Genomic DNA, 24919 nt, shown 5'->3' on the forward strand with positions numbered 1-24919 from the left:
AATTCAAATAAACCCAAGCTCCCGGGCCTTTAATAAAAGTTGTCGATCATCCGCTTCTTCTATATCAAAAAGTAATTTTATATGCCGCTTCCTTTTTTCGATGGCCGCAATAGAAAAAGGTAAGATTTCCGGTAGCTCTTTCATTTTTATACCCTGCGATAGTTCATACAATAACATCCTATCCCATTTATCAAGTAAAAAATCATGACTTATAGATTTCCGCAAGGATTTCAGTACACTTTTACTGTAGAAAGGAGGATCTTTCAAAACCTCTAAAATTGCCGGTAATAAAATGCCCGTACTAATATCACCCTTGATTAAAAAACCATCCGGATTAATACTTTTAAAAATGGTGTGTATTCTGTAATTATTATTAAACGTAGTCGCTATAATAATCTTTGAATTTGGAAAACGGTCTCTAATCTCTAAACCAATATCTTCTCCAGATAAATGAGTCCCATCTTTCGACTCTGGAATTTTTATGTCCAAAAAAACCAAATCAATATGCTGTCCAGTAGATTGAATCCTGTCAAGAAGTTCCAATGCAGTATCGCAACTATTTGCTTCCGAAATAGTAAAGTTCAATGTAGCATTCGCTGCCTCAATATCCATTAAAGAATTTCTATAAGCTTCAATAAGCAATGGATGGTCATCTATAATTATAGTATTCAAGTTTTTTGTACTCATAATTTTTCATCATTTGGAATTGTTACGGAGATAACCGTCCCCTTTCCTACCTCACTGGAAATATTAAATATTCCTTTTAACTTTTTTGTTCGGGATTTCATATTGCGCAAACCAATCCCACTAGTGTGAATGGATCTCGTGAAACCTTTTCCAGTATCACTTATTTTCAATTCAACAAAATCACCTTCTTTTCTAAGGGAAACACTAACTAGTTTGGCTTCCGCATGTTTTATGCAATTTTGTAACGCCTCCTCCAAAATTCTATAAATATTGGTTTTAAAATAATCATCAAAGCCCTCCCAATCTACACAAGGGTCTGCATAATATTCATATTCAAAACCGCCACTATCGGCCCTCTCTTTAATTAACTGTTCCATCCATCGAATAAATCGTGTATCACTCAGCATAATCTCATTTTGTAAGTCGTGGCTAATTCTTCTAATTTCCCTTTCCACCAAATCTAAATGATTTAACAACTTCAGATGCGCTTCTATAACCTCCCTTTCCCCTTCTAGCTTTAAACGCTCCCAATTCAATCTAATCCCTAAAATTCTTGCGAGAATCCCATCGTGTAGCTCTTCCGAAATTCTGCGTCTTTCCTCAAGCTTCGCTTTCTCAGCGCTTGCTATTTCCTTTAAAGTCAATAAATAAATCTGTTCATCCGCTTGTTGCTGTTTAACCTCAAATTCCAATGCCTTATTTTTAGATCGTTGCCTAAGAAGCACTACAATTAAAATTAAAATTGTTATCAAAAAAATACTACCAATAACTATCCACAATCGTGTTCGTTCCAATCTCTCGTTTTTATGAATGTAACTATCGGTTTCATAGTGTATTCGAGCAAATTTATTTCGAACTTTTCTTTCTTCTTGATTCAATTCTTCAGTTAACGATATATGTTTTTTCAAATAAAAGTTTCGCCCCTCCGTATTCGTTTTCGCTAAAAGTAAAAGCGCATCCAAAGCGTCCCGCTTTAAATCAATTTTATTCGCCAAATCAAAAGCAGTTTCAGCATTAGCCCTGGCCTTTACTGTATCTTTTACAGCCAAATAATATTGTGAAAGATGGATATAGCTCATCACACGCCCTTCTTGATTTCCAATACTATCGCGTAGCTGTAACGCTTTATAGAATGGACTTGGCAACGTTTCAAACTCCCTTAATAATAGCAAACTCATAGACCTATTATCCAAAATTCTGGCATATAATGCAGGATCCAAGTTTCCGATCTCTTTATTGGAAACAACGCGATCAAATGCCTCTATGGCTTCCTTTTGATTTCCTGTTTTCTGATATACCATCCCAATATTATTTTGGGTGTCAAAATAGTAAATTGGGTTACGCGATGTTTTTTCCCAATAATTTAAAGCAGTATCATAATTCCGAAGTGCCTCATCATATTCCCCTAAATTTTTATGGACTACCCCCAAATGGTTATAGCATAAATATAATTGAGTGTACTTCTTGTCTTTTTCAAATAGAGCAATGGCCTGATATAGTAAGTTTTCGCTGGCAGTGTACTCTTTCAATCGTCCGCTGATAAAAGCCATATTATATAGCATTTTTCCAGCGTAGTAATCATTGCTATCTTGAAAAAACCTGTATGCTTTCCGATAATGAAAATAGCTGCTGTCAAGTTTATTTCTCTCCAAAAAATAAATTCCATAATTCCAATGAACATTTCCTAATGCCAGGGAATCATTCCGCTTTTTGGCTAATAACATTCCATTTTTACCGGAATCTAAAAATAGCGCAGTATCACTTTGGGAAGCAGCCAAATATGAAATTTTGCTATAATAAGCCATTCGCAGACTATCATCTTTAGTAAAAATATTTTGGTGATAGGCAGCTCTTAGGTTTTTCAATCTTTCTTCGGGCATTAATCTTGAATCCTTTGCCTTAACAAGAAGGGAATCTATTTTTGTCGTAGCTGGCACAACTCCAGAAGATCTTTCATTACAATTTAAAATGAATGTGCTTAAAGTAACTACTGCTATGCCGCGAATAAGAAAAGAAGGATACGCTTTCAAAACAATTCATATTTGGGGTAACACAAATTTAGTAAAGCCTTTCCATTTAAGAAAAGGCTCTACTTTGCAGGTCATACTTTAGTCCTTATCGTTATCGGGCCTTACACTGTCATCATCTCCTGTGTTTACAACTGTTCGTACTTCGTTGGTTTCAGTTAATGCAGTAGGTGTGCACGAGACAAATAATCCTGATAATAGTAGTATCAGACATAAAAGTGATAAAATTTTCATGATAAAATTATTTAAGTGAAATAATAGATAGTTCAGATCACCGCTTTGATGATCTATATTCACTTGTGCACAAGGAAAGCCGGTCGGGGAATACCAGCAAGGAGAGCAACTTCCTTAAATCGAAAATAAAATAATAGGTCTATTAAATAAGTAAATTTTAAACTGCTTTTTGTGAAACCATAACTCCCCATGGTATAACCTCCATTTCTCATGGTAAAACTTAAAATGAACGATTTCCTATTAAGCGTTCCAACACTTCCATATTATTTAAATATTTCTCCGAAAATGGAATCCGTTCCTTTCTTCTCTTCAACATTATAAACTGTTTACAGTGATTAATTCTAAAAATCTGGGAAGCATTTATGATATAGCTCTTTTGAATCCGCACAAATGGAGCCGAAAGTCTATTTTCAAAATGTTTAAGGGAATTAAAAACAGGTAGTATCCTCCCATCTTTTAAATGGATATCAACATTGTTGTTATCTGCTTTCAAATAAAGAATATCAGATACATTAAGGTAGTACGCCTCCTTTGGTGAAGAAATTGTCAAAATCCTATCCTTCTTAATAATTTGATTTCTGCAGATTGATAAGGATTCAAATAATGCTTCCCTTGAGTAAGGCTTCATTCTAACATCAGTAAAACCTTTTTTAAGAGCATAAAATGCCTTTTTATAATCGGAAGTCAGACCTACAACACAGGCACTCTTAAAAAACTTACTGTTCAGTATATTTTCTTCTTGAAAGTCAATGTCTAAAATATCCAAATCCAGCAGGATAATACGTGGATCATAAGTCATTAGAGACGCTAAGGAACAATGCAAATCCATTGATTTGCCCACCATTTTATAATCCGGAGAATTTAAACAAAATTCCGACATATAACCGTCAAGTTTTGAATCGTTAGAAATTGAATAGATGGTTATCAAAACTGTAATTTTCCAGTTCAATAATAATATTCACTTTCATAAAAAAAGAAGTAGGGTTTCGCCTTACTTTTTGTAAGGAAAAGCCCTCTCGTTTATTCTTTTTGTCCTGCTATCTTAGTTTTGATAGAACTCCCTAACTATCTAAAACTAAAAATATTTCAACCGCTAACCTACCATGAAATACTGTAACCGAATTGTAGCAAATTTGGAACGGAAAATTCAAAAAATAAATTCCGACTCCAAAAATGTTTTTGAGGAAATCGAATTGGGAATCTTCCACAGTAAAAAAACATTGAAAACACTACGTGCCAAAATCACAACTGAAGGATTTTTATCTCCTGAAGATGAATGCCTATTCTTTAAGACCATAAAACCAAAGCCCCTGGGATACTTAATATATTATCTCATGCTGGCTAACTTTCAAACAAGCCGGCCACAAAACAGTAATAAAATGATTAAAAAACATATCGAAAACCACATAATGCTATATCAAAGCTATTTTATGGAACATAAAGCATTCTATCAATATCTAGAACGAAAAAGAACGGATAGGGATATAGAATATTTTTTTCGTCACAACGGCATAATAAAGTTTCATCCAGATGCTTTATCCTATTGTATCGACGAAGGTTTTTCGACCTCCCACGATTTTATTGCAGCAAAAATTTTCGCACATAAGTTGCTTATCGAAAGACTCAATAATGAGTTGAAAAATCTAAATAAGCCTATCACTACAGAAGCTCCTTCCATCGCATCAGATATGAACTGGACAGGAACAAAATCAGATTTAATTGAATTAATTTATGCACTCCACGAAACGGGAAGCATCAACAACGGCAGTACAGATATAAAAGATTTGGCAGACCTATTTCAGCAAGTTCTTAATATTGACCTTGGTGAATACTACCGCACCTACATAGAAATTCGCTCCCGCAAAATCAACCAAACCAAATTCCTGGACCGAATGAAAAAAAATCTAGAGAAAAAAATGGCCGATGCAGATCAGTAAATAACAATCACACTACAAGCTGTCACTTCTCACTTCTCACTTCTCACTTCTCACTACTCACTACTACCTACTCACTACTAAAAACACCCACCTTGGGCATACCTTGTGAATTTTATCTCCTCAATCTTTAAATCTTTGTCCCACGAAGGTCAAATCGTGGAAAAAGTTACCAATCTAAAAAGCCATAACCTTTGGTAGCTTTTTAGAATCCCCGCCTTCAAGCGGGGATTTTTTCTTATCTAAAATCTAATCTTTATGCCAGCTACTATTATTACAACGGAAGATTTAATAGAATTCAAACTCGAACTTCTCGATGAAATCAAAAAATTAGTAGATCAACTATCTGCTCCTTCAGAAACAAAAGTATATCTCAAATCGGCTGAGGTAATGGAAATGCTCTCCATCAGTCCAGGAACTCTTCAGAATCTCCGAATTAATGGTACGCTACCCTACTCAAAAATTGGAGGAATAATTCTATATGAATTAAAAGAAATTGAACGGGTAATGGAAGAAAATAAAGTTTCAAGCTATTAAATCGCTCTCAATCAGTTTGCGAATATTATTATAATACAAACCAATGTCCAATGTCAACTACATCGCACACCTAAACGCTTTCTTTATGACTATCGCCAAAGATTCCCGCCTTAACCCAACCCACATAAGCCTTTATATGGCCCTCTTCAACATATGGAATATCAACCGCTTTCCAGAAGACTTTATCATAATCCGCGATGAAATTATGAAGCTGTCAAAAATCGGTTCCAAGTCAACATACCACCGTTGCCTAAAACAACTGGATGCCTGGAAATATATCCGGTATATTCCTTCCCACAATTCCTTTAAGGGCAGTAGGGTTAGCTTGTTCATTTTCGGGACAACCTCTAAACAACCCTTGGACTCAGCCGTCCCAAATCAGGTACAACCCTTAGTACCATATATAAACAATAAAAAACAAAATCAAAACCTATTAAAACGGGAGCTCCCGAGCAATGAAGAAAAAGTAATTGTCTTTTTTCTAGAAAATGATTGGCCAAAAATAGAGGGCCAAAAATTCTATGCCCATTACAGCGCTATTGGATGGCGCATTGGCGGAAAAATAAAAATGATGGATTGGCACGCCTCCGCCAAAAGTTGGATGCTAAAAGTCGAAGAGCTCCAACTAAAACAAACCCCACTCCCCCAGTCCCAAAACAAAGACAACCTAAAAACCACCAAATCAAAAAACTATTGTGAACCCTTATAATATAAATTTTTCGTCACCTTGAGTAGCGTGTCCTGAGCTTGTCGAAGGGCAGTCGAACCCTTTTAAAACCACAACCGAAAACCGACAACCGAAAACCGAAAACCGACAACAGACAACAGACAACAGACAACATGAAACTTGAAACCACATTCCACCCCTCCACCCCCCATATCCTCATCGAAGGCGGGATAGAATTTCATTTGGGAAAAAAGAAAGGAGACACAATCCTATACGATTTCCCAAAGATGCTCCGCTATCTGGATGCCAAAGGAAAATTGTTGTTCGGGAAAAAATTCAAGATTCACGAAGAAGACCATGAAATTCTTTATCAGCTCTGTGTCTATTTTATAAAAGATGAAATCAGTTGTGAAAAATTCAATATCGACCCAAACAAAGGAATAATGCTCAGTGGACCTGTAGGTTGTGGTAAAACGACGCTCATGAAATTATTACGCCACCTCGTTCCCCACCACCGTCCCTATGAAATCATTCCCACTCGCAATATTGTTTTCGGTTTTAATAATCTAGGCTATTCAATAATCGAACAATACGGCAACAGTAATTTTTACTGTTTCGACGACCTAGGTGTAGAACCCGAAGGAAAACATTTTGGAAAAGACTGTAATGTAATGGGAGAAATCCTCCTCTCTCGCCACGAATTATTTACCCAATGTCCTCCTGAGCGCAGTCAAAGGGCTGAGCAGCCAGTCCTGAGCCTGTCGAAGGGCAGTCGAAGGACCGTCCCCAAGCAGCCTGCCCTGAGCGGAGTCGAAGTGTCGAAGGGTAGTCGAAGGACAACCCACATAACCACAAACCTCAACGCCGAAGAAATTGAAGAGCGTTATGGCAATAGAGTTCGTAGCCGCCTCCGCGAAATGGTAAACGTAATAGGCTTCGACAAAAACACAAAAGACAAAAGAAAATAGAGCCCGTGCTGAGCTTGTCTAAGTATCACCCTGAAAAGCCTGTCCTTAGCTCGTCGAAGAGCAGTTGAACTCCTTAAACCGAAAACAGAAAACAGAAAACAAAAAATCGACAACAATTAACCGAAAATCAAAACAGAAGATAATGTCAGGGTGAGCGCAGTCCAACCCCTTAAATTGTCAAATCTACAACTCTTAAACTTATAAACTCCTAAACTTAAAAACTCACAAACCTTTAAACTCTTAAAATAAAAAATATGACCTCATCATCCTTCTGGCAATGATTCACCGCCAACGAAAACAAACTCCGAAACATTCACAATCTAACCGATTCGGAACGAACAGAACTCCAATTCTGGCTCTCACAACACCTCAAATACTATAGCCTCAAAATTGGCCACCGCCTTATTATTCCTCCAAATGGAATCGAAAAACCCACTCTCTCCTTTTCAATCTGTGGCGATCCCGAAGTGCGTAGTCTAATTCTAAGTCTAATGGCAGAAGCTCCCACATACAAAAACTGGATCATCGCTGCATCCTTAACCTCGCTGGCAGATGATCCAGACTATTTTGATAAGGAATACTGTTTAAACGGAATTACCTTGAAACCCTCCAACATCAAATTTTGGGGCGAATCTATCGATATAAAGAAAAAACAATTCATTTTAGGAATTATTCTCGATTTCCCAATTGATAACATTGATCCAGATTTATTACGCCAAATCGTGCGCATCGTTCTTATCGACACCCTAGGAGAATCAACGTATAATCATTATATCGAAGATTTTATCGTCCATTCAAAAATCCCTGAAGACGAAGAAATTTTTGAGCTCTATGAACTCAAAATGTATTTGGAGGAACTTTGACCGCTGGCGAGCAAGCAAATTTTAGTATGAAAAACTATTGTCGTAGTCTCCATCCAGTGCTACTCTCCTTCAATCTAAATTCCGTTATGGATCGGAAACAATAACTAAAGCAAAAAAGTAAAGTTAGTGTTTAACCTCATCCGCCAGCCACACCCCATATTTATTCCATAACTCGTACATAACAAGCCACTCCGAAATCCAAGGAATAACATCCACAAAATTTAAATCCAAGAAAAGTGGAAGATCTTTAGGATAGTAAAGGCATAGACTATTGCCAGGATATAAGTGAGGTGTATTCCCAAATTGTATTTTATTGTCATTGAGAACAAAAACTCTTTCCTTTCTACCTGTTCTATTTATATCATATTCTACCAACAATTCATATTCTTTCTTACAACCATTTGGCTTTATTTTTCCTTTACCTAATAGTTTACCGTCTTTCACCATAGTCCACAACCAAGGAAAATTATCTTCAATAAACTGTTTTTGTATATGCGCAGCAATATAGTTTTTGGAGTCTTTGATAAGGTTGCCTTGGTTAAGTTTTAATTCAAGACCCCCGTAATTACGGTTTGGCGCACTCTTATAGCCCTTATTTTCGGTTATATTACCTCTGGAATCAACATAGTTATTCCCTGTCAATATCGTAAGACCCGCTTTTTCAAGGGTATCGCCTTGGCCTCTAGAAAAATCTTCCATTTGCGCTTTTAAAATAGTCTTGGTTCTTGTGCTTCCAAACAATTCTTCAGCAATTCCAAAATCCCCCTTTTTAAGACGTTCCCATTTCTCTTTATAGCTTTTTGCAAAAGCTATAAACTGGATATAATATTCATTATCCTTGTCCCATTTATCAGTAAAGTCCTCTTCAGGATCAACTGGATTAAGCACCTTAATCCTTTTGTAAACACCTCTGCTTTCAAAAAGTTGTTGATATTCAGAATAATGCTCCAAAATACGATTAAGAACATTGTCGATGGTTTCATAAATTGAAGCTTCCCCTTGATAAAACTGTGCAAAAATAGTTGTCAATATTATACTTGACGTTCTATACTTAGGCTTCTCACTAAAATATACATCACGATAACGCTTTGTAAGTTGAACAGCTCTTTTCAAAGGCTCTTTTAAATAAATATTCTCACTGGGCAAATCTTCCTGCTCTGCTTTCGCTTCATTTAAGGAAACAAAATCACTAAAGGCCTTTCTCAATAAAATAGGCTGTCTCACATCTCGAGCCCTATCTAAAAACCAGCCAGAATAGCCCTTTGGAAATGAAGAAGTCCAAGATGCCAACTCTCTATCTGGGACTTTCAATCTGTCTCCATTCTCGATGATAATGCATCCGGGAAGTACATCAAGATGAAAATCCCCCGAATAATTTATACGAGCGCAACGGTTCTTAGGTTCCAGTTTAATACGATAAACTTCGTTTTCAGTAAACACTCGAATTAAATGATTATAAATCTCTGACGAACTATATTTATAATACAGATCTCTAATCTGTACTACAATGTCCAAATCAAACTCATCTTTTCCAATAGGCTTTGTAGTAGTTCCAATAGCCTTCGATCCCTGGGGATAGACAACAAAATCAATCTTTGAGAAAAAAACTGGATCTCCTTTTAAAAGGTCATAAATTGCATTGTATGCAGTCTCCATTTTCTTGGAGCGTGTTTCGCCCAACTCCAGTGATTCCGCTAGCCTGGCGAGCAAATCTTCCCTTTGGAAGCCGTGATTGTATAAGTATTCTTGAAAGTTCATCTATATTATAAATTTAGTGTGTTGTCCTATTCTTAGTTTGTGATCCTGAAAGCATTCCTTTTCAATTTCATCTTTGGTGACAAATGCATACTGGTTCGTAAACGTATCCCTTGCGAATAATGCTTTTAACTCCCGTAGCTGATTCATATTTAACTCAATCTGAAATATGTCATAGATCAGAGTGTGGTACTGTTCATCTTCGAATCTATTTTGTTTACTAAGGATATTTTCGTGGGAATACAAGTATTCAGTGCGAATGGTTTGGAAATTTTCTTTTGTTAAAATTTCCGTTTCCAAAACTTCCTCATAAAACTCCCTCCAAGCGCCAGTCTCCCTATCTTTCCGCGACTTGAACCATCTTATTATATCGGGAATGTGCTTGGCCTTAACAAAAAAACGCAAATCCTTACTATTTTTTTTATCTGGTTTTGGATGAGCTTCCCATTCCTTGTAGATATCCTTGTTACCTACTAGTTTATAAACCCCGCCAACTGGCTGATACTGCTCAACCTTGGATCCCTTAACCAAGAAATACCCTTCGGATCCTGAAATCTTTATCCTTAATAAATAACTTAGGGACACATAGGTTTTCTTATTAGGAATAAATAGAGAACACTTTACAGCAGTCCAAAAGTATTTACCTTGACATTTTATCGTTTCATAAACACCTATGGCACAAGTCGTCATTAAGGTCACCGATATGGGCACTAATAATTCCGTATGGAGTACTGTTACAGATTCCAAAAAAACATACCTATAAACGAGATATCCCAATGCCACTATAAAGAGAGCACAATACCCGAAAAATCTTTTTAAATCATTACTCATCGGAAAAAAGTAATTTTAATAAAATTAAACTTCCAAGTAGAGCATATCCAGTTTTCACTTGACCACTTTCACATTTTCCAAACTGCACCCAATTTGCAAAGTGCTCACAGTTGAAGTTTAAGAGACTATACCGTGCTCCTAACATAGAGTATGCTCTATTGACAGCTTCATTTCGCTGATGAAACGAACCTATAAACCTTCGTACACTGACTGGCTCGTATTCTCTTAATAATTCCATTAGCTCTCGGTCAGACAAAATCTTAACGCCATCAAAAAGGTTTCCTACAAAAGTGTTCATCCCAGCATAAACGATATAATGGTTAAGGATTCTCCCCAGCCCTTTTCGCTTTTTTGCTACTAGCACGTCACCAGCAAATAGGGATGGTGAATTTTGAAATGTGGTCATCATAATATTTATTTTTCCTTACGAACTCCTTTAAATTTTCCTCCAGTTGTCTTTACATCCATAAAGCGTCCTGTTTCGTTATCCCTTTTCACAAACAAGTTAGTCTTTGGATTGAGTACTTGTGACCTCTGTTTTACAGCTCCCTTTCGAGCATTGTCTCCAGTTGGTTTATTTGTTGCCATATATTAAAGTTTAGTGTTACTAATGTTATATGCTCTTTTATTAATATTTTTTGCCACCATATGGCAAAATTTTAGTTTTTTTAAGCATATTTACATTGAATGGCCATCGCAACAACTTCTCAAATACTAGAAACTCTTGAAAATCTTGATCTAAAAGATCTTTTAGATAAGATGGAGGATTACGTTCGTGGAAGGTTTTATGATAAGACTGATCAAAATAAAAACGGTCTACAATTCCAAGATTTCTGTCAAACTGTTTTAATGAAAGCGTGTGATGGAACTCGAAAATGGGATATGGGAAAGGGTTCATTTGAAAATTTTATATTCGGAACCTTAAGAAGTGATCTGAATTATTTTTTCAAAAAAGGTAAGGTTAGACCGGATGATGACGACAATGAGGAAGATGATTCTGAATATTCGGAAGAAAGCTATATAACAGACGTTTATTATTCCGAGGATATAGAGCAAGGTGTTATCGATAAAAGCTTTGACAAAATTGATGACGACACTAATATTCAAAGGTGGATATCTTCACTGAAAGAGCAAGGTTCGGACAATTTGGAGATAGAAGTTTTCGAATGTTGGACTGCCGGTATTAAAACCCCCAAAGAGGTAGCGGAATATATGAGTCTACCCATAAAAGAAATCAACAATATCTATAAAAGATTGAGAAGAAAAACAATTAAACTAGATACACAATGGATAAGCTTAAAAAAACAATAAAAGATAGCATCAGGAACTTTGAGCAGTCTTATCCTATTGAGGCTGTAAGAGAATCTCTTGCGGAAGCAGGTGTCGATTTAGATACCCGAAATGCTTATCAAGACAAATTTATCAAACAATTAAAATTTAAATTAAGGGCAAAAGCTAACCGTGAAAAACAGGAAGAATTATTACTTACTGCTACGCAATATTTTCAAGATGCGTTAAACAAAGGCCTAGATAAACCAATTGCTTTTTTAAATAATTTAATTAATCAGAACAAGGTTAAATTTCAATACAGTAAACTGAAGGAAATCAATGAAGAAGGGATAAAAGAGATAATCAAAGATCATAATTTGATCGAAATAATTGAAATGATTGAGAGTGAATCAGAAGGGAAGTAATAAAGCCAAAGAAATCCTGGATTTAATCGGTTGTGAGGATATAAGCGATATTTCAATGGAAGATTTAATGAGTGGTTTTGACATAATCTACAAGGAAGAAGACCTACATAATTCTGATGGCAAAATTGTAAGAGGAAATTTCAGAACTTTAATAAAGGTCAATAAATCTCTTATAAGTGAGCAACGAAAAAGATTTGTGGCTGCTCACGAATTAGGTCACCATTTCTTACATAAAAAACTAGAGTTACATAACGATAATGCAAAGACCCTTAATTGGTTCAATATTGAAAAACAAGCTCAAAAAGGAGTCCAAGAGTATGAAGCAAATGACTTTGCTAGTGAGCTATTAATGCCGGAAAACGCATTTCGAAAGTATATTATCAATAAACCCTTTAGTCCACAATTAATAAAAGATATTAGCACCAGATTTAAAACAAGTATAACCTCTGTTATTTTCAGGCTTTTAACTCTAGATATTGTACCAGTTTTTGTGGTATTTATTTCTAATGGCAAAATTCACTATTGGCGAAAATCAAATGATTTAAAAGTTTGGATACCCGATATAACAAAACTTCCACCACCCGAAAACTCTGTAGCTATGGAGTATCTAGAAGCCGATTATGACTTTATATACAAGGGGGCTGAAAAAGCACAGTTAATAAGTAAATCCACTTGGTTCAAACTTAACTATCAGGAAGACGATATTGATTTTTATGAGTACTGTATTCCTACAAAGCAGTATAAAACAATAATAAGCCTAATTTGGGAAGCATAGTCACTAAGTTAAAATAAAATTTAAACTCCAACCCTCACCTAAGCCGCTACCCATCCCTTCCCTTTCGAAGCCTGTAAAAAAACGTGATTATAAACCCGGTTACAAACATTAGAAAAATCTTTTCTATCATAGCTCTTAGGCAAGTCCGTATCCAAAAGTTCCTCTATAGCACTTTTAACCCTCAACTGAGTTACCGTATCCTTATACCAGTCTTGAATGAGCACTGAAGGTTTTTTTTCTTTCAAGCGCTTTAATAGTTGCCTTGCGGCATTCTTGACATCCTGCTCCTCCTTCTTAGTCAACTTCTTTTTCTGAATTAGATCAAAAAGTTCCAATTCACTTTCGCTGAGCTCCATTCGAATAGCTCTTTCCTCTTCAGCCCTAAGATTCTCTGCAAAATTCATCAAGTCTTCAAAATAATCCTCAGTCATTCTACCGCCTGCATTGTATCGTTCAATAATGGCTTGAAATCGTTCCGCAAAAGGAATTCGAGTTACATTATCATCAAGCATTGCAACAAGCTTACTCTCCAAAAATGACTTTAAATCTGCGATTTCAATATTCTTATGCTTTGTCTTTGGAAACTCCTCTCTTAACTTTTCAAAATTGAGCGTCGATAAATTGAGTTCCTTTTTATAAGCTTTGATTTGATACTTTGCACCTTCTTCATTTGAGGGATACAAACCTTTAGCATCTTCGCTTATTAATACACTTTGATCCAAAAGCTCGGAAATCCTATCCTCAGCTCTTTCAATATTGGCAAAGCCAATATGGGAATCTATAACGCCTCGCAAATAATGAATCACCTCAACAATAGCATATTTTGCGCGATATTTCAAAATGTCTGGTCGGCAGGCCTCATAAAGCCCAACAACCGTATTGTCATAAACATTGAACTCCTTTCTTAAATCATCATTGCCCAACAAAATATTTGCGAAGTCATCAAACAATTCTAATTTAGAGAATGTCTCTCCGCTCTCAACAATGGTTCGCAAATTAATGCCTTGCGACAAACAAAAGCTTTCACATAGTGCTATAGTTTCATCTAACAATACATAAAGCTGTGCGAAATCCTGTACAGGATCCTCTCCTTCTGGATTTTGGTCCCCATCTGCATCCTCTCCATTTCCGTAATCAACAAGTGCCCTTTTTATATTCCGAAATACGTTGTAATAATCCACTACCAACCCATTTCGCTTCTCTACTCCATCTATCGCTGGCGCTACTCGATTCGCTCGCGCGATGGTTTGCATAAGCGTATGGTTCCGCATTGGTTTGTCCAAATAAAGTGTCGAAACAGTGGGTGCATCAAAGCCAGTTAGCCACATTGCGCACACAAAAACTAATTGTAATGGATTATCTTCATTTTTAAAATTGTCTTCTACACTGTTTTGGTGCTCATCTAGTGAATTTAATTTGTCCCTATGAAACTGAATATTCAATCCTTTATCATCAAAGACTTCATTCTCATTTGCATCTTCACTGATAACCACCGCCATTTCAAGCCTATTCAAGAAGTCGATTACCCTCCTTAGTTCCTGTTTCTTTTCATTGGATAATGCATCCTTATGTTCTTTTCTAAGTCTTTTTAATTGTTCCTTGATATGCTTGTCAACTTTGTCATACATTCTGACAGCAGTAAACTTATCTACACAAATTACCATCCCTTTCCCTAAATAACCTCTTCTCGGAAAATGATAGGCAATATCGTGAGCAATGGTTTCTAAACGGTCATCTCTTTTAATGACCTCCATCTCTTTAGAGAACTTATTTTCAAGTTTTTGTTGTTGTTGCTCATCCAGGTTTTCGTCCTCCAGTATTTCCGCTAAATCTTCGTCGAGATCGTCATTCACTATATGCACTTCCGGTAGTCTCTTATCGTAGTATAGAGGTACCGTGGCTCCATCACTAATAGCCTGGGCAAAATTGTATTCGGAAACATATTCCCCAAACCAAGCGTTTGTTTTTCGTTCTTTTCCCAATAAAGGTGTACCTGTAAAAGCGATAAATTGAGCATTAGGCAACCCTATTCGCATATTCTCCGCCAATGAAGCGTATTGAGTACGGTGAGCTTCATCTACAATAACTACTATATCATTCCTATCAGATATTAAGGGATATTCTTTTCCCTTGTCATATCTGAACTTATGGATTAGAGTGAAAATATATTTCTTATTCGTTTTTAATACGTCACGTAATTCGGTGCTATTATTTGGCAAGGAAGTATCTGCTTCTTTACACGCTCCCATATCAACAAAATTTCTGTAAATCTGAGTGTTTAGATCCTTGCGATCGGTAATAACCAAAAACGTGAAATTCCCTGTGAATTTCCGAAACACCTTACGGGTAAAGAAAACCATCGAATAAGATTTTCCACTTCCTTGTGTATGCCAGAAAACGCCTAATTTCCCATCCCGCTCTTCCCTTTCGGTAAAAGAATCTATCACCTTATTCACCCCTAAAAATTGGTGGTTTTTAGCACAAATTTTATAGGCTGAATTAAAATACATTATAAAACTTTCTATGTAATCCAAAAGGTTTGAATGGGTACACAATCCGTTTACCGTGTATTTTAAACTTACACCGCTCTGAGCTATACTCTTCTTGTCTGGGCGCTCCTTCTCATCTTCTTTCCGTAACCATTCGCCAAAATGCCCCCAAGGAGCTGTGTAAGATCCTAGCCGGGTTTCTTTTCCATTAGATAATATCGTGATCGCATTATACCAAAAAAGTTGTGGCAACTCTTTTTTATAATTGGTAAGGTTATCTGAATAGGCATTTTTAATAGAAACATTATTGTTTTTAAGCTCTATAAGAACCAAAGGCAGACCGTTGATATATAGAATAACATCTGGTCTTCTGTATCCTAACTCTCCTTTTATCCAAAGTTGCTGTACAGCCAAGAAATCGTTTTCTGAAGATTTGTTGAAATCGATTACTCTTAATGTGACCTTCTCCTCTTTTCCCGTGGCATTATCGAAAGTTACTTGAATCCCGTTTCGTATGTAGTTGTAGATTTCAATATTCGCATTAATCAAACTCATCGCCCGTTTCCCGCTTGTGAGCACAGACAGAGCTTGTTGGATGCCTTCTTCCGGAATACCTTTATTAAGATAGCGTAAGCGGTCCAATAGTATATCCCTAAAAACCACCTCACTTTTATCTGATCGATTGGACCTATCATTAAGATCTTCCGCATTGGCAGTATAGCAATTAAGCTGGCGCCAAGGCGAATCTTGATTTCCCAATGTTTGCATTACTGCAATTTCTATGTCATCTTCAGATAAAAAATTTCTCATACTAATCCACTCTAATATCCATTGTTTATCAAATCATCTTCTCAACCTCTTCCCAAGTTTTTCCCTGTAGCTGTTCAGCTAATTCTTTTGAGCTTTCAGAAGGAAATTTCTGTGCGATATTTTTAAAGTATTTCTTACTCGAATATAACCCACCATCAGAGTCCTTTCTAAAATTAACCTCAGCAGGGTTTTGTAATAAAAAAACCTGCATATTTCGATTCATAACCTCTTCCTTTCGTAGTAAATTGACTTTTTCCAAAGCCTCTGTAATAAGTTCCTTTTCATCAAAATTAAAGTTGTTCCATTCCACCACTGCATTTTCCCCACCTTCCTCGGCAATAACCAAAGCCTTTATTTCGTGAATATATTTTACATTTTTCTGCTTATACCCCCCAAAATACTTCCCGCGTCGGTGCTTATACTTACCACCCGTAGCTGGACACATATATACATTATAATCGTGGACTTCATTAATTGTACTCGCACAGTTAACTACGTCAAGCATATACTTCCAAGTAGGCAAGTAATTATTCCGATCGAGGAAATCTCGAAACTCATCCAAATATCGATTATAATTATCAGAATGCTCAGTGGTCTCTAAAGTTTCAACCAATTGCTCAAAAGTAATGGGTACAATATGAATGTCATACTTCTCATAAGCATCTGCAATTTGCATTTTAAAAATTTCTTCCGGCCTATCTTCTTCAAAGTTGGAAAGGAGAAATAGAATATTGTGATCTCTGTTTTTATGAAGACTTTTTAAATGTCTCTCTATTTGAGGATCGTGAAACCAATTGGTTCTTTTAGTTTCAAAAAATATCGCAAATGAAGGTTGCTCTATCACAATGTCTGGATAGCTATTACTCTTTTTTATCTGTTGTTCAAAGGATGGCGTAACTGCAAAATCCAATCCCGACAATACAGAAATCACCTCCTCAAAACTCTTGGGATTTTCCTCATATAGCATTTTCAACATTACACCACAATGATTGGAAAGAATGTTTTCCTTGGTATGATAATCATTGAACAATCGAATTTCTTTTGCCATTAGGTATTTGCTTCTTGGTTTAACTTTTTACTTTCGGTATTAATTTGAAGTTTGCCACTGATTAAACGCGGAAGCAATAGATCTCTTGTTTTTCGAAGATTGTTGTTTTGCAAATTGAGTTGATCGATATTATTAAATAACGGCAATACAATTCTTTCAAAATCCTCTAACAATTCTCTTGCTGGAATTACAAAGGGCATATCTTTAATAATCTTTGAGTTCAACGCAATTCCTATGGAAGAAGTGTTTCCTAATTCAGCATAGGCGAAATTTTTAAGATACAAATAGGTGTATTCCTTATTGACATAACCATAGTCTTTCGATTTATTAAAATGTGCTATAGCCTCATTGGTAACCATATCACACGCAGTTATAGCAACCTTTCCAACAGAAAGCTTAAAGCTTAAAATAACAGTATTCCTCTTTGCTTTTCTCATATTGAGTCTCGCAACACCTTCACTTGTAATTTCTTCATTAGTTGAATACACAAATAACGATGATTTACTAAGATCACTAATGGAAACCCATTTAGTCCCTTGACCATTATTAGTAAACCATTTAGGTTGACTTCTAGGTGGTGTTTTACCTATATTTATATTGAAAATACTTTTTGCTTTCTTCAAAAACCATCCTTCAGGAATCCCCTTAACAAACTTTGCTTTTTCATAACCAGGAAAACGCATTCTAACAAACCATTCTTTATAAAGCTGCTCTGCCATTTGTTCGTGAATGGATATGCGTTTGGTGTTATTTTCAATTAGTTTATCATAAGAATATAGAACTTCGGCAATGTCCTGCTGTATTTTAAGCTCTGGAATTGAAAAATTAATAGAGCGAAGTTTTTCAAGGCTTAAATTGTCCTGTGTAGCACCTTGCGAGATAGATTGCATTTGAATCTTATACGTTTCAAGACAGTATTTTATAAACCTTACATCTGCTTTCTCTTCATCTGGAATAAAACCAATTATACTATCTGGAAAACAGGCTTTTATTCCTAACACAGCTGTTTCAGCTATATTAGCTGCTATGGTGATACAAAGGGTTCCCTCGTTCCATAATTTACTTTGGGCAAGCCCTTTATCGTTATAAGTCTGGGAGTATTCTGTTAAATAGTATTCCGCTTTTCTAACATCACCAGTTTGAACAAATGGATAATTCCCGCCATACAAACTCTCATCATTCCTAGGTCGGTGTTTGGATTTTCCTCTCCCTATAAATCCAACATCATCTAACTTTTTAAATTGGTCATTATACCTCATAAGCATCAGTTAAATTATCCAGGTTTTTATTTATCGTACTTAACAACTCTAAGGAAGTTACACTTTCCACATTGAGTTCAGTGTTCAGTCGAATCATTTCTTCAACAAACTCTTCCTCTGTCATCCCATCCTCTTCAATAACTACTCCTACATAACGACCAGTATTAAGAGAGAAATCCTGTTCTTTAACTTCTTCATAATTCGCTACTTTACAAAGCCCAATTACATCTTCATATTTCCCCTCTGGAAAACGTTCTTGCAACCATTGGATTTGTTTGATAAAATAAATAGCAGACTTACCTTCCGTGTCTTCTGTAAAAACGGGTTCTGAATTTATACGCTCGTTCGTGTGCTCAATAAACCTTTCTAAGCTGGTAGTGAGGTTTCTAAAGTTTTCAATCTTTTTCCAGAGTTTTTCATCTTTCTCTTTAAAACCCTTATCTGCAATTTTATAATTTTTCTCTAAAGCTCGAAATGCCTTTTCAATTGCTTTTTTTACAGTGCGTTTTTCTTCTTCAAAATCTTTCAAAACTAACTCAACCTCGCTCTGCGCTTTGTTAGTTGACAATCCTTTTTCAAAATAAGTATTAAGAGCTGTAAATACCCTTTCGTATTGTTGAACAAAATGATTTTTAGGTAATCCTTCTGAAGTGAAAAAATCCAACAGTCCTTCAAATTCATCGTGAAGAGCTTCCTCCTTACTAAACTCCTTGCTTTCAAACCACTTCTTAAATGAACTAAAAAATGTGTTATAAGAATCAATAACAGTTTGAAAACTGCTCAAGCAGTTTGGTAAAAGATCATTGACATTTTTCAAGTACAAATCAACAAGTTCAATAAATCTGTTTTCTTGGCCTTCATATAAGCGACTGATAACCCCTAAATTCCAGATTTGCTCTTGAGTAAATTCCCTATGTGCTCTGTCTACTTGCCGGTAAACATTGCGAGCATCGATAAAAAGGATTTTGATATTTTCTTTTTCAGTTTCGAAATCCAATACCTCCTTGGATTTGTCAAAAAACCACAATGAAGCTGGAAGTGTAACAGTAGAAAACATATTAGATGACATTGTAACCATTTGGGAAATCAACCCCTTTTTAACCAAAGTCTCTCTAATATCTCTTTCCGAATGTCTGGCATCAGAAGCCGAATTTGCCATAACCAAAGCAGCTTTTCCGTTTGGCTTTAAAGAAGTAGCAAAAAGATTTATCCAGAGATAATTTCCGTTAGGCACAAAGTTTACGTCCCCATCCTTGGTTTTCTTTGCTTTAGCCGATTTGTTTTGTGGTATACCGTAAGTATTAAACCGCTTATCATCCTTAATTCGATCATAATTCACATCCTTAACATTAAAAGGAGGATTAGCCATTACGTAATCAAACTTTCCAAATGAGTCGTGGGCATCTTCATAGTAGGCATTGGCTTGCTTTATATCTCCGCGCAGGCCGTTTACCACAATATTCATTTTTGCTAACTTAACAGTCGCTAAGGTCTTTTCTGCGCCATAGACAAACAGGTTCTTCTCTGCTCCCATTGCTTGGCCGTTTTTTCTTCTATCCACGAAATTGGAACATTGAACAAACATTCCCCCAGAACCACAGGCAGGATCAAAAACAGTTCCTTCATAAGGCTCCAGAACCTCCACCATATATTTTACTACTGAAGTAGGTGTGTAAAACTCACCACCTCCTTGACCTTCAGACATTGCAAATTTGCCTAAGAAAAACTCATAGATTTTTCCGAATATATCTCCAGATGCAGTAACGGGAATATCAGAAAAGTTTTTAAGCAGTGTCTTTAATAAGGAACTATCAATTCTAGAAAGAGCAAAATATTCATCTTGCGGAAGGACATCTTTAAGCTCTGGTTTATAACTTTCAATCTCATCCATTGCCTCTTTTATTGCTTTGGCAATGTCTTCTTCTTCAGGCAAGTTTAATAGATAGTTGTACCGTGCTTTTCTAGGAAGGTAAAAACCACACTTTTCTATTGCTATTTCGTGAACGGGCCGTTGCCGTCTACTATCCTCTTGAGCTTTTAGTTCTGCTTCTATTTCACTCTCAATAAGAGAGTATTTATTGTCTGCAAACTTTAAGAAAATCAGTCCTAGGAGAGGAGTATCTATCTCATTGAGTTTTAAATCTGAATCTGCACGCATTTTTGTTGCAGCACTCCATAAATTCTCATTCAGTTTTTTAAGCTCTTGATTTGTCATTCAGGGATTTAGGTATTTGTTGGTAAAGTTTCCAAATTAGAAAATTTTAGGCACTTTAACAATCTTAAAATTTTGAAGGGTATTCTTTATCTCTTTTCTACTAGTGGTAAGTGTAAGGATAAATAAAGCTATTAAGTCACACGCCCGAAATTATAAACCATTTTATATTAATTATGGTAGAATCGGAAGAATTCTCTAGCATATAATATGTCACTCCTTATTCATTGGCCGCTGAAATAAATTTCAATTCAAGAAGAGAGTCCATCCGGCGGACTATAACCCAGTCGTTTTAGTTTTACTAGATAAAGAAAATTTCAAAATGACTAGGCAAATTTGCATATTACAGTTTTAGTATTTACAATGCCCTTTCTCCATTTAAATTAGATTGTCTAAACTTTTTAATTTTCTCTAAAAAAACAATTATAAGTACGGAAATTCCGAATAATGGAAAAAGTAAACCAAGTAATACGATAAGAACCACTAGCCCCGGCGTAACGTTAAAACTTCTCGGAACTTTAGGGATAATCCATTTATTTTTTGGTTTTTTTGAGAAATAAGATAGAATTGCAGCCAAAGTCGTTAATGCAAGAAAAACTGCTATAAATAACATCAGCCACCAATTCCACGCGCCAAATTGACCTTGATGAAATGCCATAACCCACATCCTTCCTCGCATAAGAATACCAACATCTTCCCAATTTTGATGCAATATAAGTTCGCCAGAGTATTGATTGTAATGAAATTTTTGTTGTAAACTTAAATCGGTATAATAGGTGTTTCCTATACTGTAGACACCAGCTGGTCCTCTTGGGAAGTCTATTTTTACTTCACCTGGCAAGTTTAATTCACTCGCTATTGAAACGATCTTATCTAATGGAATTATATCTTGATTTGAAGGCTTGGAAAGCTCATTGCCCATCCAAGATTTAGGAAATCCTGTATTTGTTATTTCCTGTACTTTTTTAAAATTAAATCCCACAATCTCCGTCCAAGGAAAAGCGCCAGCTAGAACAAGTAGTAAAAGAGTAGAAATCCAAAATGCTATAATGGCGTGTAAATCACGGAACAAAATTTTTTTTCCCATATTGAATCTAGGTACTAAAAAACCCTGTATCTTCCACTTTCGCAAAGGCCACCATACAAACATTCCCGTAATTAGAAGAACGACCATCCAACTTGCAATAAGTTCTACAATTAGCGTACCCACTGTACCCAATAATAGTTCACCATGCATTTTTCGAATATTGTACATAACACCTTCAGTGTCAGCGATAATACCTGTAGTTTTATTCGAATAAGGATCTATATAAATACTCTTTCTATCTCCAAAGTTTCCAGATATAAATTGTGTAGCAAGCGAATCGTTGAAAGAAACTATCATTGCTGAATGGGCTTTTCCTAAAATTGAATCCGCAACGTTTCGCTGTTCTTCATATGAATGAACATAATTTGAAGGTATTACCTTAACTATGTTATCTTTCCCTCCTTTTTCATAAGTATCTTTAAACAAATAGATGCCTCCTGTTATTGCCAATAATACGATGAAAGGTGCTGAAATAAGACCTGCGATTACATGCCATTTCCAGAGCCATTGATTTAACTTTTTGTTTTTCATTTTTTAAAGTATTAAACCTACATTTTACAGATAAGTAGTTTTTAATATGTTCCTTTTTTACAAGTGCAATCGCACACCTAAATGAAAAGCACGAGGGTTACCAATGGTATAATTATTTCCTTGCCTAAATTGGTTATAGGATGCTTCTGTTGCATAGAGTTTGTCAAAAACATTGAGTAAATGTGCCCAAACTTCTATTTTCCCATATCTATAGATTGCTCTAATATTAAAAATGTTATGACCATTATAGGTTGCTGTTTTCCTAACTTCTTTATCATTAATTACCTGGTTTTCAAAACTGGTATTATAATTGCCTACCAGCTCATGCTCCGTGGCTATACTGAAATCCTTGAACGGTCTGTATGTTATCAATGAGGTACCCAATAAATTGGGTGCAGACTCCCTATCAGTATTCGAATATTCTACACCGGCGTCAAAAAACTGGACATAGCGATGGATGGCATAACTTCCATTATGTGAGATAGACAATTTTTTAAATGGGAAATAAGTGATACCGTACTCTATACCATAGGATCTTGTTTTACCAGCATTGGTATTGAAAAAGTTATCTTGCTCATCACGTAGCGTGATTAGCGTATTCTTTCCCTCTAATAAATAAATGGCAGCATCCAACTTCCATTTGTCATTGAATCTAAAGTAACCTCCAATTTCGTAGTTGTCATAGATACTTGGCTTTATATCTATGAGCCCATTTCTATTGCGGTACAATGTGGAAACTTGTGGCGGTGTGAAACCACGTGAGTAGTTCGCATATAAGCCGTTACCGTTTTCAAAATTATAATTAACTCCTAATTTTGGTGCCCAATTATCATAAGTGTCTTTAGATGAGGGTACACCTAAATGTTCGGAACGATTTTGATAATCATACTTAAATGCATCATAGCGCAATGCGGCAGTAACCCTAAAATGCTCCAAAGGTTCGATTTCATATTGAAAAAACCCCGCATAGTTCAGGATATCAGCTTTGTAGTTTAGAATAAAATCATTTTCGCGTATACTGAAATCAATATTTCGCCCTGTTTTTGTATCAACGATAACATCTATATTTTCTGCAACATAATCTTGTGGGGAATAATCTATTGTAGCTCCGACAATTAGTGATGAGGTTTTGAAACCCAATCGTACTTTATGTTGTACCAAAGCCATATAACTATTGAATTGATTAGAATTTATCTCACCTAAACCCAAACCCGTTAATTGCCCCATTTCTCGAAATTGACGAATGCGATAGGATGGGTTTTGATCAATTTTGTTATTTCGATAAAGAGTATTGAAGGTGGTTTTTTGATGGTCGTTCCATCTTGCGGTTAATGTACTGCGCATTCTAAACGAAAGTACATCTCTCTCGGTAAACGTTTGGTCACTTTCAAAGTTTCCCTTAAAATAATCGTCTTCTGTAAGTGAACCGGTCATGTCTGAACGATAATCAATAAGGTCAAAAACATGTCTCCAGTTTAATCTATCCGAAATATCATAAACCGTTTTAAAAGTCACCGCGAACTTTTCATAATCACTATGTTCAATGGGGCCGTCGGTCCGGTTCACAAAATGTGAACCTAGATAAAGACCAAATTTTTCGCTGGTTTTATCCGAAATTTCAATCTCGTATCGACTTAAACCGATGTCATTGACTTGATATCCTAAAGTGGCAGTAAGCTCTGGCGTCGGTGATTTTGTTATAAAATTGAAACTACCACCTATAGCTTCACTTCCATAAATACTTGATGCAGGCCCTTTTAGTACTTCAATTCTCTTATATGAAATATCGTTCATTTCAAGCAAAGCATTGTGATTAAAAACGGATGTCGGCCTAATTTGAAGACCATCTTCCAGATAGAGAAAAAGCGCTTTTGTTGAAATAGGTGAACGTACAGTCATAAAATGTTGTTCGTTACTCGCTGCGCGCGAGGTAGACATAAATACACCCGACACTTGATTGACCAATTGATCAATACCAAACGCTTTTGTCTCTGCGATGGATTTATCATCTATGATTCCGATAGCTGCCGGGACTTCCGTCCTCAGTTGTTCTTCTCTACTTGCCGAAACCACCACTTCGTTCAAAATCGAAAAGTCACGTTCCAGCTGAACTTTAACACTTAGATTTTTATTTGTAATAGTTTTAGTAAAAGTTTGAGACTTGTAACCAATAAAAGAAATGTATACATCATAGTTTCCTTTTACTAAATTTAATTCGAAGTATCCATCTTCATTTGTGGTGGTTCCTTTATTTGATTCAAGAATTGAAATGTTTACGTCCTTTAGAGGAGTACCGTCTTCATTTGTAACGGTACCCGTTAACTTTTGTGCATAGCAAAACTGTACACATATGCATACCCAAAGGGTTGCCAATATATTTGTTTTCATCGTTTAAGTCTATATTAAAAATTAGCCCGGTAGTACATTAGGTTTAAAAAAATGTCCGAGGGTTGAAGTATTTTTACTGATATATAGAATTAAACTCTTGGTGGGTGGAAGATTTCCCCGTTT

At 35.9% G+C, this 24919-nt stretch carries 21 protein-coding genes; 8 read left to right on the top strand and 13 right to left on the bottom strand.

Annotated features, from left to right (window positions below):
* Positions 1–3 precede the first annotated feature (3 nt).
* From LS48_RS01135 to LS48_RS01145, 3 genes are all read right to left on the bottom strand, one after another.
* Positions 4–687 carry a response regulator gene (locus LS48_RS01135; RefSeq protein WP_062619123.1) on the bottom strand — a complete coding sequence of 228 codons (684 nt, stop codon included), beginning with the start codon at positions 685–687 and terminating at the stop codon, positions 4–6.
* Complete coding sequence (locus tag LS48_RS01140) at positions 684–2717, bottom strand: tetratricopeptide repeat-containing sensor histidine kinase (RefSeq protein ID WP_062619125.1); 2034 nt, start codon at positions 2715–2717, stop codon at positions 684–686. Before LS48_RS01140 ends, LS48_RS01135 begins: the two co-directional genes overlap by 4 nt.
* A gap of 451 nt (positions 2718–3168) precedes the next feature.
* Entirely contained in the window at positions 3169–3876 is a 708-nt protein-coding gene (locus LS48_RS01145; protein WP_131807677.1) for a LytR/AlgR family response regulator transcription factor, read from the bottom strand.
* Between the two features lie 175 nt (positions 3877–4051).
* On the opposite strand from LS48_RS01145, the gene LS48_RS01150 reads away from it, so the two are divergent.
* The 5 genes from LS48_RS01150 (at position 4052) to LS48_RS01170 (ending at position 7917) form a co-directional block, all read left to right on the top strand.
* On the top strand, positions 4052–4885 hold the full coding sequence (locus LS48_RS01150; protein ID WP_062619130.1) for an RteC domain-containing protein: 834 nt from the start codon (positions 4052–4054) through the stop codon (positions 4883–4885).
* Between the two features lie 255 nt (positions 4886–5140).
* On the top strand, positions 5141–5419 hold the full coding sequence (locus LS48_RS01155) for a helix-turn-helix domain-containing protein (RefSeq protein WP_062619131.1): 279 nt from the start codon (positions 5141–5143) through the stop codon (positions 5417–5419).
* A gap of 85 nt (positions 5420–5504) precedes the next feature.
* The gene (locus LS48_RS01160) at positions 5505–6128 is read left to right on the top strand and encodes a hypothetical protein (protein ID WP_235810991.1); all 624 of its coding nucleotides are present in this window, start codon (positions 5505–5507) and stop codon (positions 6126–6128) included.
* Positions 6129–6259: 131 nt separating this feature from the next.
* Complete coding sequence (locus LS48_RS01165) at positions 6260–7054, top strand: P-loop NTPase family protein (RefSeq protein ID WP_062619751.1); 795 nt, start codon at positions 6260–6262, stop codon at positions 7052–7054.
* Positions 7055–7545: 491 nt separating this feature from the next.
* Positions 7546–7917 (top strand): hypothetical protein, encoded by a 372-nt coding sequence (locus LS48_RS01170; RefSeq protein ID WP_062619132.1) that lies wholly within the window; start codon positions 7546–7548, stop codon positions 7915–7917.
* Positions 7918–8040: 123 nt separating this feature from the next.
* On the opposite strand, the gene LS48_RS01175 is transcribed toward LS48_RS01170, so the two are convergent.
* The 4 genes from LS48_RS01175 to LS48_RS15465 are packed head-to-tail and all read right to left on the bottom strand — an operon-like array spanning position 8041 to position 11091.
* Positions 8041–9675 carry a nucleotidyltransferase domain-containing protein gene (locus LS48_RS01175; RefSeq protein ID WP_062619133.1) on the bottom strand — a complete coding sequence of 545 codons (1635 nt, stop codon included), beginning with the start codon at positions 9673–9675 and terminating at the stop codon, positions 8041–8043.
* Positions 9676–10503, bottom strand: a complete 828-nt coding sequence (locus LS48_RS01180; protein ID WP_062619135.1) for an SMODS-associated NUDIX domain-containing protein — start codon at positions 10501–10503, stop codon at positions 9676–9678.
* A complete protein-coding gene (locus tag LS48_RS01185) occupies positions 10496–10912 on the bottom strand; it encodes a lecithin retinol acyltransferase family protein (protein ID WP_062619136.1) in 417 nt (138 codons plus the stop codon). The genes LS48_RS01180 and LS48_RS01185 overlap by 8 nt, the downstream gene beginning before the upstream one ends.
* 5 nt (positions 10913–10917) lie before the next feature.
* Positions 10918–11091 (bottom strand): hypothetical protein, encoded by a 174-nt coding sequence (locus tag LS48_RS15465; RefSeq protein WP_193392780.1) that lies wholly within the window; start codon positions 11089–11091, stop codon positions 10918–10920.
* Between the two features lie 99 nt (positions 11092–11190).
* On the opposite strand from LS48_RS15465, the gene LS48_RS01190 reads away from it, so the two are divergent.
* The 3 genes from LS48_RS01190 to LS48_RS01200 are packed head-to-tail and all read left to right on the top strand — an operon-like array spanning position 11191 to position 12972.
* Complete coding sequence (locus LS48_RS01190) at positions 11191–11814, top strand: sigma-70 RNA polymerase sigma factor region 4 domain-containing protein (protein ID WP_062619138.1); 624 nt, start codon at positions 11191–11193, stop codon at positions 11812–11814.
* The gene (locus tag LS48_RS01195) at positions 11790–12197 is read left to right on the top strand and encodes a hypothetical protein (protein ID WP_062619140.1); all 408 of its coding nucleotides are present in this window, start codon (positions 11790–11792) and stop codon (positions 12195–12197) included. The genes LS48_RS01190 and LS48_RS01195 overlap by 25 nt, the downstream gene beginning before the upstream one ends.
* Positions 12178–12972 (top strand): ImmA/IrrE family metallo-endopeptidase, encoded by a 795-nt coding sequence (locus LS48_RS01200; protein ID WP_062619142.1) that lies wholly within the window; start codon positions 12178–12180, stop codon positions 12970–12972. Before LS48_RS01195 ends, LS48_RS01200 begins: the two co-directional genes overlap by 20 nt.
* Positions 12973–13010: 38 nt before the next feature.
* Here LS48_RS01200 and LS48_RS01205 read toward each other — a convergent pair whose 3' ends face one another.
* The 6 genes from LS48_RS01205 to LS48_RS01230 form a co-directional block, all read right to left on the bottom strand.
* The gene (locus LS48_RS01205; protein WP_062619145.1) at positions 13011–16271 is read right to left on the bottom strand and encodes a type I restriction endonuclease subunit R; all 3261 of its coding nucleotides are present in this window, start codon (positions 16269–16271) and stop codon (positions 13011–13013) included.
* Between the two features lie 28 nt (positions 16272–16299).
* On the bottom strand, positions 16300–17319 hold the full coding sequence (locus LS48_RS01210) for a hypothetical protein (RefSeq protein ID WP_062619148.1): 1020 nt from the start codon (positions 17317–17319) through the stop codon (positions 16300–16302).
* The gene (locus LS48_RS01215; RefSeq protein WP_204376462.1) at positions 17319–18578 is read right to left on the bottom strand and encodes a restriction endonuclease subunit S; all 1260 of its coding nucleotides are present in this window, start codon (positions 18576–18578) and stop codon (positions 17319–17321) included. The genes LS48_RS01210 and LS48_RS01215 overlap by 1 nt, the downstream gene beginning before the upstream one ends.
* Complete coding sequence (locus LS48_RS01220) at positions 18568–20793, bottom strand: type I restriction-modification system subunit M (RefSeq protein WP_062619152.1); 2226 nt, start codon at positions 20791–20793, stop codon at positions 18568–18570. Before LS48_RS01220 ends, LS48_RS01215 begins: the two co-directional genes overlap by 11 nt.
* Positions 20794–21148: 355 nt before the next feature.
* A complete protein-coding gene (locus LS48_RS01225; protein WP_076692391.1) occupies positions 21149–22408 on the bottom strand; it encodes a PepSY-associated TM helix domain-containing protein in 1260 nt (419 codons plus the stop codon).
* Positions 22409–22465: 57 nt separating this feature from the next.
* A complete protein-coding gene (locus LS48_RS01230) occupies positions 22466–24796 on the bottom strand; it encodes a TonB-dependent receptor (protein WP_062619154.1) in 2331 nt (776 codons plus the stop codon).
* Positions 24797–24919 lie beyond the last annotated feature (123 nt).

The sequence above is a fragment of the Aequorivita aquimaris genome (assembly GCF_001573155.1).
Taxonomy (GTDB): Bacteria; Bacteroidota; Bacteroidia; order Flavobacteriales; family Flavobacteriaceae; genus Aequorivita; species Aequorivita aquimaris.